Raw genomic sequence first — 12,613 nt, 5'->3', positions numbered from 1 at the left:
GAGGAGACGCCGATGGCACCAGCCATCACGACCCTGGCCGCAGACGCCCCCGCGCTGTCCGCCGCCAACACCGGGTTCATGCTCATCTGCTCCGCCCTGGTCATGCTGATGACCCCGGGACTCGCCTTCTTCTACGGAGGCATGGTCCGCGTCAAGTCCACCCTCAACATGCTGATGATGAGTTTCATCAGCCTCGGGATCGTCACGATCCTGTGGGTGCTCTACGGCTTCAGCATCGCCTTCGGCACCGACGTCGGCTCGATCGTCGGCTGGTCCTCCGACTACGTCGGCCTCAGCGGCATCGGCGTCACCGAACTCTGGGACGGCTACACCATCCCCGTGTTCGTCTTCGCCGCCTTCCAGCTGATGTTCGCGATCCTCACCCCCGCCCTCATCAGCGGCGCCCTCGCCGACCGGGTCAAGTTCACCGCCTGGGCCCTCTTCATCGCCCTCTGGGTCACCGTCGTGTACTTCCCCGTCGCCCACTGGGTCTGGGGCTCCGGCGGCTGGCTCTTCGAGATGGGCGTCATCGACTTCGCCGGCGGCACGGCCGTCCACATCAACGCCGGCGCCGCCGCCCTCGGCGTCATCCTCGTCATCGGCAAGCGCATCGGCTTCAAGAAGGACCCGATGCGCCCGCACAGCCTCCCGCTGGTGATGCTCGGCGCCGCGCTCCTCTGGTTCGGCTGGTTCGGCTTCAACGCCGGCTCCTGGCTCGGCAACGACGACGGCGTGGGCGCCGTGATGTTCATCAACACCCAGATCGCCACCGCCGCCGCCATGCTCGCCTGGCTCGCGTACGAGAAGATCCGCCACGGCTCCTTCACCACCCTCGGCGCCGCCTCCGGCGCGGTCGCCGGCCTCGTCGCCATCACCCCCGCGGGCGGCTCCGTCAGCCCCCTCGGCGCCATCGCCGTCGGCGTCGTCGCCGGCCTCCTCTGTGCCATGGCCGTCGGCCTCAAGTACAAGTTCGGCTACGACGACTCCCTCGACGTCATCGGCGTCCACCTCGTCGGCGGTGTCGTCGGCTCCCTCCTCGTCGGCTTCTTCGCCACCGGCGGCGTCCAGTCCGACGCCAAGGGCCTCTTCTACGGCGGCGGCCTGGAGCAGCTCGGCAAGCAGGCCGTCGGCGTCTTCGCGGTCCTCGCCTACTCTCTGATCGTCTCCGCGCTCCTCGCCCTGATCGTCGACAAGACCATCGGGATGCGGGTCAGCGAGGACGACGAGGTCTCCGGCATCGACCAGGTCGAGCACGCCGAGACCGCGTACGACTTCAGCGGCGCCGGCGGCGGCACCTCCTCCCGCACCACCGCCGCCCCCGCCCCGGCCGTCACGGAGAACAAGAAGGTGGACGCATGAAGCTCATCACCGCGGTCGTGAAGCCGCACCGGCTCGACGAGATCAAGGAGGCCCTCCAGGCGTTCGGCGTCCACGGCCTCACCGTCACCGAAGCCAGCGGCTACGGCCGCCAGCGCGGCCACACCGAGGTCTACCGGGGCGCCGAGTACACCGTCGACCTGGTCCCCAAGATCCGCATCGAGGTCCTCGTCGAGGACGAGGACGCCGAACAGCTCGTCGACGTCGTCGTCAAGGCCGCCCGAACCGGCAAGATCGGAGACGGCAAGGTGTGGAGCGTGCCGGTCGAGACCGCCGTACGGGTCCGCACCGGCGAGCGCGGTCCGGACGCACTGTAGGGAACACGTGAGGAGCCGCCGGGTGACGAACCTCGAAGTCAGCGCAGAGAACGAAGACGCGGGACCCGGCGGCTACGCGGCGGCCCGGCTGCTCCTCCTCCACGAGAAGGAGCGGTCCGGGCCGCCGCGCCGTACCGCCCTCGCCCGCCTCACCGACGACTGGCTGGCCGCCCTCTTCGCCGCCGCCGCGCCGCCCCGCGGCACCGCCCTCGTCGCCGTCGGCGGCTACGGCCGCTCCGAACTCTCCCCCCGCAGCGACCTCGACCTGGTCCTGCTCCACGACGGCACCGCCGACAAGGCCGCCATCGCCGCCCTCGCCGACCGGATCTGGTACCCCGTCTGGGACCTCGGCCTCGCCCTCGACCACTCCGTCCGCACCCCCGCCGAAGCCCGCGCCACCGCCGCCGAGGACCTCAAGGTCCACCTCGGCCTCCTCGACGCCCGGCCCCTCGCCGGAGACGCCGGCCTCGTCGCCGCCCTGCGCACCACCGTCCTCGCCGACTGGCGCAACCAGGCGCCCAAACGCCTCCCCGAACTCGACGAACTCTGCCGCGAACGCGCCGAACGCGCGGGCGAGCTCCAGTTCCTCCTCGAACCCGACCTCAAGGAGGCCCGCGGCGGACTGCGCGACGCCCAGGCCCTCCGCGCCGTCGCCGCCTCCTGGCTCGCCGACGCCCCCCGCGAAGGCCTCGACCGCGCCCGCCGCCGCCTCCTCGACACCCGCGACGCCCTCCACCTGGCCACCGGCCGCGCCACCGACCGGCTCGCCCTCCAGGAACAGGACGCCGTCGCCGCCGAACTCGGCCTCCTCGACGCCGACACCCTCCTCCGCGAGGTGTACGAGGCCGCCCGGACCATCTCGTACGCCACCGACGTCACCTGGCGCGAGGTCAACCGCGTCCTCAAGGCCCGCTCGGCCCGCCCCCGCCTCCGGTCCCTCCTGGGACGGTCCGGCGGCAAGCCCCCGATCGAGCGCACCCCGCTCGCCGAGGGCGTCGTCGAGATGGACGGCGAGGTCGTCCTCGCCCGCACCGCCAAGCCCGAACGCGACCCCGTCCTGCCCCTGCGGGCCGCCGCCGCGGCCGCCCAGTCCGGCCTGCCGCTCTCCCCGCACGCCGTACGCCACCTCGCCGCCACCGCCAAACCCCTCCCCGTGCCCTGGCCCGCCGAGGCGCGCGAGGAACTCGTCACCCTCCTCGGCGCCGGAGAGGCCACCGTCCCCGTCTGGGAGGCCCTGGAGGCCGAGGGGATCGTCACCCGGCTGCTCCCCGACTGGGAACGCGTCCGCTGCCGCCCCCAGCGCAACCCCGTCCACACCTGGACCGTCGACCGCCACCTCGTCGAGACCGCCGTCCGCGCCGCCTCGCTCACCCGCCGCGTCGGCCGCCCCGACCTCCTCCTCGTCGCCGCCCTCCTCCACGACATCGGCAAGGGCTGGCCCGGCGACCACTCCGTCGCCGGCGAGACCATCGCCCGCGACCTCGCCGCCCGCATCGGCTTCGACCGCACCGACACCGGCGTCGTCGCCACCGCCGTCCGCCACCACCTGCTCCTCGTCGAGACCGCCACCCGGCGCGACCTCGACGACCCCGCCACCGTCCAGGCCGTCGCCACCGCCGTCGGCACCCTCGGCACCCTGGAACTCCTGCACGCCCTCACCGAGGCCGACGCCCTCGCCACCGGCCCCGCCGCCTGGTCCTCCTGGCGCGCCTCGCTCGTCGCCGACCTGGTCAAGCGGGTCGCGGGCGTCCTCGCGGGCGAACCCCTGCCCGACCCCGAGGCCGCCGCCCCCAGCGCCGAACAGGAACGCCTCGCCATCGAGGCCCTGCGCACCGGCGAACCCGTCCTCGCCCTCCACACCCGGGACGAGCACGCGGCCGACCCCGACGCCCCCGCCCCCGAGCCCGTCGGCGTCGAACTCGTCATCGCCCTGCCCGACCGGCCCGGCGTCCTGCCCGCCGTCGCCGGCGTCCTCGCCCTGCACCGCCTCACCGTCCGCGCCGCCGACCTGCGGGCCGTCGACCTCCCCACCGGACTCGGCACCGGCTCCGTCCTCGTCCTCGACTGGCGCGTCGCCGCCGAGTACGGCTCCCTGCCCGAGGCCGCCCGGCTCCGCGCCGACCTCGTCCGCGCCCTCGACGGCTCCCTCGACATCCCCGCCCGCCTCGCCGAACGCGAGGCCGCCTACCCCCGGCGCCGGGGCCTCACCGCCCCGCCGCCCCGCGTCACCGTCGCCGCCGCCGACTCCCGCCTCGCCACCGTCATCGAGGTCCGCGCCCAGGACGCCCCCGGCCTCCTCCACCGCATCGGCCGCGCCCTGGAGGGGGCGGCGGTACGGGTACGCAGCGCCCACGTCTCCACCCTGGGCGCCAACGCCGTCGACACCCTGTACGTGACCCGGCCGGACGGCTCCCTGCTGCCGCCGGAGGAGGCGGTGGACCTGGCGAGGGCGCTGGAGACGGCGCTGGGGTGACCCGGGGACGTGGCCCCCGCCCACCGGTTCCCGATGGGCGGGGACGTTTTCTTCGCGGGGCCGGATACCCTGGAGGGCGATTCCCCGCCCCCGACCTCAAGGACCGACGAGCGCCGTGTTCGATACTCTCTCCGACCGCCTGAGCGCGACCTTCAAGAGCCTCCGGGGCAAGGGTCGCCTTTCCGAGCAGGACATCGACAGCGCGGCCCGGGAAATCCGTATCGCCCTCCTCGAGGCCGACGTCGCCCTGCCGGTCGTGCGCGCGTTCATCCGGAACGTCAAGGAGCGGGCCCTCGGTGCCGAGGTCTCCAAGGCCCTGAACCCGAGCCAGCAGGTCATCAAGATCGTCAACGATGAGCTGGTCGGGATCTTGGGCGGCGAGACCCGCCGCCTCCGGTTCGCCAAGACCGCGCCGACCGTGATCATGCTCGCCGGTCTCCAGGGCGCCGGCAAGACCACTCTCGCCGGAAAGCTCGGCCTCTGGCTCAAGGGCCAGGGCCACTCCCCGCTGCTCGTCGCCTGCGACCTCCAGCGCCCCAACGCCGTCAACCAGCTCTCCGTCGTCGCCGACCGCGCCGGCGTGGCCTTCTACGGCCCCCAGCCGGGCAACGGCGTCGGCGACCCGGTCCAGGTCGCCAAGGACTCCATCGAGTACGCGCGCACCAAGCTCTACGACGTCGTCATCGTCGACACCGCAGGCCGCCTCGGCATCGACCAGGAGCTGATGCAGCAGGCCGCGGACATCAGGGACGCGACGTCGCCCGACGAGATCCTCTTCGTCGTCGACGCCATGATCGGCCAGGACGCGGTCAACACCGCCGAGGCCTTCCGCGACGGCGTCGGCTTCGACGGCGTCGTGCTCTCCAAGCTCGACGGCGACGCCCGCGGCGGTGCCGCGCTCTCCATCGCGCACGTCACCGGCAAGCAGATCATGTTCGCCTCCAACGGCGAGAAGCTGGACGAGTTCGACGCGTTCCACCCGGACCGCATGGCGTCCCGCATCCTCGGCATGGGCGACATGCTCTCCCTCATCGAGAAGGCCCAGCAGACCTTCGACGAGGAAGAGGCCGCCAAGATGGCCTCGAAGCTCGCGTCGAAGAAGGGCCAGGAGTTCACGCTCGACGACTTCCTGGCCCAGATGGAGCAGGTCCGCAAGATGGGCTCCATCTCGAAGCTGCTCGGGATGCTGCCCGGCATGGCCCAGATGAAGGACCAGATCAACAGCATCGACGAGAAGGACGTCGACCGCACGGCCGCCATCATCAAGTCGATGACCCCCGGCGAGCGCCAGGACCCGACGATCATCAACGGCTCCCGCCGCGCCCGCATCGCCAAGGGCTCCGGCGTCGAGGTCAGCGCGGTCAAGGGTCTGGTCGAGCGGTTCTTCGAGGCCCGCAAGATGATGTCCCGCATGGCCCAGGGCGGCGGCCTTCCCGGTATGCCCGGCATCCCCGGCATGGGCGGCGGCCCCGGCCGGCAGAAGAAGCAGGTCAAGCAGGCCAAGGGCAAGCGCAAGAGCGGCAACCCGATGAAGCGGAAGGCCGAGGAGCAGGCCGCGGCCGAGCGCCGCGAGCAGGCCCAGCAGGGCGGCGCCTTCGGCCTGCCCGGGGCGGGCCAGACCCCGAAGGACTTCGAGCTGCCGGACGAGTTCAAGAAGTTCATGGGCTGACATCCCGTACGACCCGTACGAGGGGGGCCCGGGGCGGCGGGAAACCGCCCCGGGCCCCTTTTCATCCCTCCGGACCGCCCGCGATGCCCGGTTCCTCCCGCTCTTCGATACTGGGGCCACTGCCGCCCCGAGGAGAGTCACGTGGCCGACCCCGCACCCCCGCGCGAGCGGACCGATCAGCCCTGGCGCTCGGAAGGGGCCCCGCCGCCCCCGTCGCCGAAGAAGCGGATGCCGGGCGGCTGGGGCGGACTGATCCTCACCGCCCTCGCGGTGTACCTGCTCACCAACATCGTCCTGTCGTTCTTCAACGACGGCGACGGTCCGACGATCTCGTACACCGAGTTCGACAAGCAGGTCGCCGCCGGGAACGTCACCAAGATCTACTCCAAGGGCGACGCGATCCAGGGGCAGCTGAAGGAGAAGCGGCCCGTTCCCGACGGCAAGGGCGACTACACCAAGTTCACCACCCAGCGGCCCGCCTTCGCCGACGACGACCTCTGGGCCCAGCTCACCAAGCAGAACGTCGTCGTCACCGCCGAGCCGGTCGTCCAGGAGCGCAGCTTCCTCGCCAACCTGCTCCTCTCGCTCGCCCCGATGCTGCTGCTCGTCCTGCTCTGGGTGTTCATCGCCCGCCGGATGAGCGCGGGCATGGGCGGCGCCGGCGGCATGTTGGGCCGCAAGCAGCCGCCCAAGCCGGTCGAGCTGGAGACCGGGAAGCGCACCACCTTCGCGGACGTCGCCGGCATCGACGAGGTCGAGGGCGAGCTGAACGACGTCGTCGACTTCCTCAAGAACCCGGACGCCTACCGGGCGATGGGCGCCAAGATGCCCCGGGGCGTCCTCCTGGCCGGGCCTCCCGGCACCGGCAAGACGCTCCTCGCGCGGGCCGTCGCGGGCGAGGCCGGGGTGCCGTTCTTCTCGGCCTCCGCCTCCGGGTTCATCGAGATGATCGTGGGCGTGGGCGCCTCCCGGGTGCGGGAGCTGTTCGCCGAGGCCCGCAAGGTCGCCCCGGCGATCGTCTTCATCGACGAGATCGACACCATCGGCCGGGCCCGGGGCGGCGGCTCCGGAATGGGCGGCCACGACGAGCGCGAGCAGACCCTCAACCAGATCCTCACGGAGATGGACGGCTTCACCGGCTCCGAGGGGGTCATCGTCCTCGCCGCCACCAACCGCGCCGACGTCCTCGACCCCGCCCTCACCCGGCCCGGCCGCTTCGACCGGATCGTCCACGTCAACCCGCCGGACCGGGGCGGCCGCGAGGCCATCCTGCGGATCCACACCCGGGAGATCCCGCTGGCCAAGGACGTCGACCTGGAGCAGGTGGCCCGGACGACCCCCGGCATGACCGGCGCGGAGCTCGCCAACCTCGCCAACGAGGCCGCGCTCCTCGCGGTCAAGCGCGACCAGCGGGCCGTCACCCAGTCCGATCTGTCCGACGCCCTGGAGAAGGTCCAGCTCGGTGCGGAGCGGCCCCTGGTGATGCCGGAGGAGGAGCGGCGGCGGACCGCGTACCACGAGAGCGGCCACGCCCTGCTCGGGATGCTCCAGCCCGGCGCCGACCCGGTCCGGAAGATCACCATCGTGCCGCGCGGCCGGGCCCTGGGCGTCACCCTGTCGACCCCGGACGCCGACAAGTACGCCTACACCGAGGAGTACCTGCGCGGCCGGATCATCGGGGCCCTCGGCGGGATGGCGGCCGAGCAGGTCGTCTTCGGGGTGATCACCACCGGCGCCGAGAGCGACCTGGAGCAGGTCACCACCATCGCCCGGGGCATGGCGGGGCGGTGGGGGATGAGCGAGCGCGTCGGCCGGCTCACCGCCATCCCGAGCGACGCCCAGCAGGCGTACGGCCTGTCGGCTGCCCCCGCGACCCTCGACACCGTCGACCGGGAGATGCGGCGGATCGTCGACGAGTGCTACGAGGTCGCCCTGCGGCGGCTGGACGACCACCGGGACAAGCTGGACGCCCTGGCCGAGGCCCTCCTGGCGAACGAGACCCTGGAGGAGGACGCGGCCTACCGGGCGGCGGGCATCACCCGCCCGGTCCCGGCCCCCGAGCCGGGCGTGGGCCCGAACCCGGAGCGGCCGGGGGCGTGACGGGGCGCTTCCCCGGGGGCGCGTACGGGGCTCAGGGCGTGCGGGTGATCACGTACCGGAAGACGTTCGGCATCCACACCGTCCCGTCCGGGCGGACGTACGGGGCGAGCGCCTCCTCGATCTCCTTCTCCACCTGGGAGGGGTCCGTCGCCCGGACCGCCTCGTCGAAGGCGCCCGTCGACAGGAGCCCCCGCAGCGCGCTGCCCTCGTCGGCGTAGCCGAAGGGGCAGGCGACCCGGCCGGAACCGGTCGGCAGCAGCCCCGCCGCGGCCGCGAGCGCGTCCAGGTCGGGTCCGGGGCCGGCCGCCGGGCGGCGGTCCGCGAGCCGGGCCGCGACCCGCAGGACCGGCTCCGTGGCGCACCGCTCCGGCGGCCCCCAGCCGGCGAGCACCACGGTCGTGCCCGGTTGGGCCGTACGGGTGACCGCCACCAGCTCCGGGAGCAGACCGTCCGTCGCGTGGAAGGCCGTGACCACGTCGTACGGGGCGCACTCCGGCGGTCCGTCGGTGACGGCGACGTCCTCCGGGAGCCGCTCCCTGGCCAGCTCCACGCGCGCGTGGTCCCGGTCCGCGCCGGCCACCCGGGCGCCCCGCGCGGCCGCCATCAGGAGGGCCAGGCCCGAGCCGCAGCCCAGGCCGAGGACCCGGGAGTTCCCGCCCACGCCGAGGCGGTCGTACACCGCCTCGTAGAGGGGGACGAGCATCCGTTCCTGGATCTCGGCCCAGTCGCGCGCGGGGTGGTGCGGGACGAGCGTAGGTGTCATGGAAAAGCGCCCCAATCAGTGCTCGGACGACAGCCCCCCGTAGTCAGGGAACTGCGCATCCGGGGCCGCGTCCAGTGGTCGGGGCGGACCGATTCGTCCGGGGGAGGGGCGGTGTGCGCCCGCGCACGCGCACCCGGTAATGTCCCCGCAACACTTCGCGCCCGTTCCGGGTCCCTCGGACGGCGGGGCGCGCGTGCGCGGGACCTCCGGATTCGGGGGCGCGCGTAGCCGGTGTACGCGCCGGGGCGTATGCGCCGCTACGTACGAGCTTGCGACGTCCCGCGTGGCTTCTCCGCAGTTCGGCGCACTGGCCCTCGTCGGGACGCATCAAGGGCAACTGACTGGTAAGTGCAAAATATTTGGGATGCCCCGGAATGGAACCCGGGGGCGCTCCGGCTCGTTGTACCCGACGTGAGCACGACACCACCTGTTCTCGCCGCAGAGCTGGCACAGGCGTGGGCCGACATTCAGCGGCACCACCCCGAGCTGCCCGATCTTGCCGCGCCCGAATCCCTCATCGGAGAGTCCTCGTCCGCCTGTGGCGCGGAACTCTCCTTCGAACGACTCCTCCACGAGGCGGTCCACGGCATCGCCGCCGCCAGAGGCGTCCGCGACACCTCCCGCGCCGGCCGTTACCACAACCGCCGCTTCCTCGCGATCGCCGAGGAAATGGGCCTCGACCACCCCGAGGAGCCGCACGCCAGCAGCGGCTTCTCCCTGGTCACGCTCAACGCGGAGGCCAGGCGGCGCTACCGGCCCACCATCGAACGGCTGCACCGCGCCCTCAAGGCCCACACGGTCGCCACGGCCGCCGACACCAAGCGGTCCTTCCGCGGACCGGCCGCCCGGCACGGTTCCTCGGGCGGCGGCGTGCGGGTCAAGGCCGTCTGCGACTGCGGGCGCAACGTGCGCGTGGTCCCGTCGGTGCTGGCCCAGGCCCCGATCGTCTGCGGCGGCTGCGGCAAGCCCTTCCGCATCCCGGAGACGGTGGGCGCCGCCAACTGACCCCGCGACGTGTGGCACAATGGCTAGCTGTACTCGACAGTCGCACAGGACCCCTCTCTCCTCCGGCTGACGCGTCCATCGGGCATCCGAGTACCGCAACCCCACGTGGCATCTCAAGTGCCCAACCACGTCATAGACCAGGAGACACCACTCCAGTGGCAGTCAAGATCAAGCTCAAGCGCCTCGGTAAGATCCGCCAGCCGCACTACCGCATCGTCGTCGCCGACTCGCGCACCCGCCGCGACGGTCGTGCGATCGAGGAGATCGGCCTCTACCACCCGACGTACAACCCGTCGCGTATCGAGGTCGACTCCGAGCGCGCGCAGTACTGGCTGTCCGTCGGCGCCCAGCCGACCGAGCCGGTCCTCGCCATCCTGAAGCTCACCGGCGACTGGCAGAAGCACAAGGGCCTCCCGGCCCCCGAGAAGGCGCTGCTCGTCCCCGCCACCAAGGAGGCGAAGCGCGCCTCGTTCGACGAGTTCGCGAAGACCCTCGAGGGCGGCGACGACAAGGGTGAGGCCATCACCCCGAAGGCCAAGAAGGCCGACAAGAAGGCGGACGAGGCCGAGGCCGCGTCCACCGAGTCGACCGAGGCCTGATCATGCTCGAGGAGGCTCTCGAGCACCTCGTGAAGGGCATCGTCGACAACCCCGACGAGGTGCAGGTCGCCTCGCGCACCCTGCGCCGGGGCCGCGTGCTGGAGGTCCGGGTCCACCCCGACGACCTCGGCAAGGTGATCGGCCGCAACGGCCGCACCGCGCGTGCGCTGCGCACCGTCGTGGGGGCCATCGGCGGCCGCGGGATCCGGGTCGACCTCGTCGACGTGGACCAGGTCCGCTGAGAAGTTCGGCAGCATCACCTTGAGTTGTGCCGGCACGGGCCGGGGAGGGCTTACGAGCCCGCCCCGGCCCGTTGTCGTACGAGCCGTGTGACAGGAGAGATGAAGCAGTGCAGTTGGTAGTCGCGCGGATCGGGCGCGCCCACGGCATCAAGGGCGAGGTCACCGTCGAGGTGCGCACGGACGAGCCCGAGCTCAGGCTCGGCCCCGGCGCCGTCCTGCTCACCGACCCGGCCTCCACCGGGCCGCTGACCATCGAGACCGGCCGCGTCCACAGCGGCCGCCTGTTGCTGCGCTTCGAGGGCGTCCGCGACCGCACCGGCGCCGAGGCGCTGCGCAACACCCTCCTCATCGCCGAGGTCGACCCCACGGAGATGCCCGAGGAGGAGGACGAGTACTACGACCACCAGCTGATCGACCTCGACGTCGTCCTCGCCGACGGCACCGAGATCGGGCGGATCACCGAGATCTCCCACCTGCCGTCCCAGGACCTCTTCATCGTCGAACGCCCCGACGGCACCGAGCTGATGATCCCCTTCGTCGGGGAGATCGTCACCGAGATCGACCTGGAGGAGCAGCGGGCCGTGATCGACCCGCCGCCCGGCCTCATCGACGACCGCGCCGAGATCGCCTCCTCCCGCGAGGAGACCGAGGGCGGGTCCGGCGAGGACGGGTCGGCCGAGGAGTCCGGCGACGGGTCCGCCGAGGAGTCCGGCGACGAGTCCCGTGAGGGGGACGCGTGAGGCTCGACGTCGTCACGATCTTCCCCGAGTACCTCGAACCGCTGAACGTCTCCCTCGTCGGCAAGGCACGCGCGCGCGGACAGCTCGACGTCCACGTCCACGACCTGCGCGCGTGGACGTACGACCGGCACAACACGGTCGACGACACCCCGTACGGCGGCGGCCCCGGCATGGTCATGAAGACCGGACCCTGGGGCGACGCGCTCGACCAGACGCTCGCCGACGGCTACGAGTCCGGCGCCCACGGCCCCGTCCTCGTCGTCCCCACCCCCAGCGGCCGCCCCTTCACCCAGGAGCTGGCCGTCGAACTCTCCGAGCGGCCCTGGCTGATCTTCACCCCGGCCCGCTACGAGGGCATCGACCGCCGGGTCGTGGACGAGTACGCGACCCGGATGCCGGTCTACGAGGTCTCCATCGGCGACTACGTCCTGGCCGGCGGCGAGGCCGCCGTCCTCGTCGTCACCGAGGCCGTCGCCCGCCTCCTGCCCGGCGTCCTGGGCAACGCCGAGTCCCACCGGGACGACTCCTTCGCCCCCGGGGCCATGGCCAACCTCCTGGAGGGCCCCGTCTACACCAAGCCCCCCGAGTGGCGCGGCCGGGGCATCCCCGACGTCCTCCTCAGCGGCCACCACGGGAAGATCTCCCGCTGGCGGCGCGACGAGGCCTTCCGCCGCACCGCCGCCCACCGGCCCGACCTCATCGAGCGCTGCGACCCGGCCGCCTTCGACAAGAAGGACCGGGAGATCCTCTCGATGATGGGGTGGGCCCCCGAGCCCGGCGGCCGATTTTGGCGCAGGGTCGAGGGCGTGGAAGAATAGGCCGCTGCCGTCCGTCCGGCGCGCGCCCCTGCCACAGGGGGAACGACGCCGCCAGGAGCGGACGGTCCTTGAAACCATTTCGAACGTACCGCTGATGACCTGTGGCATCAGCGAGGAAAGAGACCTCCATGGCCTCCCTGCTCGACCAGGTCAACGCGGCTTCGCTCCGCTCCGACCTCCCCGCCTTCCGCCCGGGCGACACCGTCAACGTGCACGTCCGCGTCATCGAGGGCAACCGCTCCCGCATCCAGCAGTTCAAGGGCGTCGTCATCCGCCGCCAGGGCTCGGGCGTCAGCGAGACCTTCACGGTCCGCAAGGTCTCGTTCTCCGTCGGCGTCGAGCGCACCTTCCCGGTCAACAGCCCGATCTTCGAGAAGATCGAGCTCGTGACCCGCGGTGACGTCCGTCGCGCCAAGCTCTACTACCTCCGCGAGCTGCGCGGCAAGGCCGCCAAGATCAAGGAGAAGCGCGACCGCTGAGCCCCGGCTCCCGGCACGCACCGCGCTTCCG

12 protein-coding genes are annotated in these 12,613 nt (G+C 72.4%); 11 read left to right on the top strand and 1 reads right to left on the bottom strand.

Annotated features, from left to right (window positions below; all coding sequences use genetic code 11):
* The first annotated feature begins 12 nt into the window (after positions 1 to 12).
* From ACIQVI_RS30895 to ftsH, 5 genes are all read left to right on the top strand, one after another.
* Positions 13 to 1,359 carry an ammonium transporter gene (locus tag ACIQVI_RS30895; RefSeq protein ID WP_403601868.1) on the top strand — a complete coding sequence of 449 codons (1,347 nt, stop codon included), beginning with the start codon at positions 13 to 15 and terminating at the stop codon, positions 1,357 to 1,359.
* Positions 1,356 to 1,694 carry a P-II family nitrogen regulator gene (locus ACIQVI_RS30890; protein ID WP_053644524.1) on the top strand — a complete coding sequence of 113 codons (339 nt, stop codon included), beginning with the start codon at positions 1,356 to 1,358 and terminating at the stop codon, positions 1,692 to 1,694. Before ACIQVI_RS30895 ends, ACIQVI_RS30890 begins: the two co-directional genes overlap by 4 nt.
* A 22-nt stretch (positions 1,695 to 1,716) precedes the next feature.
* Complete coding sequence (locus tag ACIQVI_RS30885) at positions 1,717 to 4,167, top strand: [protein-PII] uridylyltransferase (RefSeq protein WP_351969988.1); 2,451 nt, start codon at positions 1,717 to 1,719, stop codon at positions 4,165 to 4,167.
* A gap of 115 nt (positions 4,168 to 4,282) precedes the next feature.
* Positions 4,283 to 5,836 carry a signal recognition particle protein gene (ffh, locus tag ACIQVI_RS30880; protein WP_403601863.1) on the top strand — a complete coding sequence of 518 codons (1,554 nt, stop codon included), beginning with the start codon at positions 4,283 to 4,285 and terminating at the stop codon, positions 5,834 to 5,836.
* Between the two features lie 141 nt (positions 5,837 to 5,977).
* Complete coding sequence (gene ftsH, locus ACIQVI_RS30875) at positions 5,978 to 7,936, top strand: ATP-dependent zinc metalloprotease FtsH (protein WP_403601861.1); 1,959 nt, start codon at positions 5,978 to 5,980, stop codon at positions 7,934 to 7,936.
* A 31-nt stretch (positions 7,937 to 7,967) separates the two neighbouring features.
* Here the strand turns inward: ftsH and ACIQVI_RS30870 are convergent, their stop codons facing one another.
* Positions 7,968 to 8,699 (bottom strand): class I SAM-dependent methyltransferase, encoded by a 732-nt coding sequence (locus ACIQVI_RS30870; protein ID WP_403601858.1) that lies wholly within the window; start codon positions 8,697 to 8,699, stop codon positions 7,968 to 7,970.
* Between the two features lie 411 nt (positions 8,700 to 9,110).
* On the opposite strand from ACIQVI_RS30870, the gene ACIQVI_RS30865 reads away from it, so the two are divergent.
* From ACIQVI_RS30865 to rplS, 6 genes are all read left to right on the top strand, one after another.
* Positions 9,111 to 9,704, top strand: coding sequence for a hypothetical protein (locus ACIQVI_RS30865; protein ID WP_053644513.1), 594 nt, complete (start codon positions 9,111 to 9,113; stop codon positions 9,702 to 9,704).
* Positions 9,705 to 9,859: 155 nt separating this feature from the next.
* On the top strand, positions 9,860 to 10,303 hold the full coding sequence (gene rpsP / locus ACIQVI_RS30860; protein ID WP_015036470.1) for a 30S ribosomal protein S16: 444 nt from the start codon (positions 9,860 to 9,862) through the stop codon (positions 10,301 to 10,303).
* 2 nt (positions 10,304 to 10,305) lie between these two features.
* The gene (locus ACIQVI_RS30855; RefSeq protein WP_004944869.1) at positions 10,306 to 10,545 is read left to right on the top strand and encodes an RNA-binding protein; all 240 of its coding nucleotides are present in this window, start codon (positions 10,306 to 10,308) and stop codon (positions 10,543 to 10,545) included.
* Between the two features lie 107 nt (positions 10,546 to 10,652).
* Positions 10,653 to 11,285 carry a ribosome maturation factor RimM gene (rimM, locus tag ACIQVI_RS30850; protein ID WP_403601853.1) on the top strand — a complete coding sequence of 211 codons (633 nt, stop codon included), beginning with the start codon at positions 10,653 to 10,655 and terminating at the stop codon, positions 11,283 to 11,285.
* The gene (trmD, locus tag ACIQVI_RS30845) at positions 11,282 to 12,103 is read left to right on the top strand and encodes a tRNA (guanosine(37)-N1)-methyltransferase TrmD (protein WP_403601850.1); all 822 of its coding nucleotides are present in this window, start codon (positions 11,282 to 11,284) and stop codon (positions 12,101 to 12,103) included. Before rimM ends, trmD begins: the two co-directional genes overlap by 4 nt.
* Before the next feature lie 128 nt (positions 12,104 to 12,231).
* Positions 12,232 to 12,582 (top strand): 50S ribosomal protein L19, encoded by a 351-nt coding sequence (rplS, locus tag ACIQVI_RS30840; RefSeq protein ID WP_030223083.1) that lies wholly within the window; start codon positions 12,232 to 12,234, stop codon positions 12,580 to 12,582.
* Positions 12,583 to 12,613 lie beyond the last annotated feature (31 nt).

This window comes from Streptomyces sp. NPDC098101, from assembly GCF_044760185.1.
In the GTDB taxonomy this organism is placed as follows: domain Bacteria; phylum Actinomycetota; class Actinomycetes; order Streptomycetales; family Streptomycetaceae; genus Streptomyces.
Note: the sequence above shows the minus strand (reverse complement) of the source record. Positions and strands in the feature narration are given on the sequence as shown.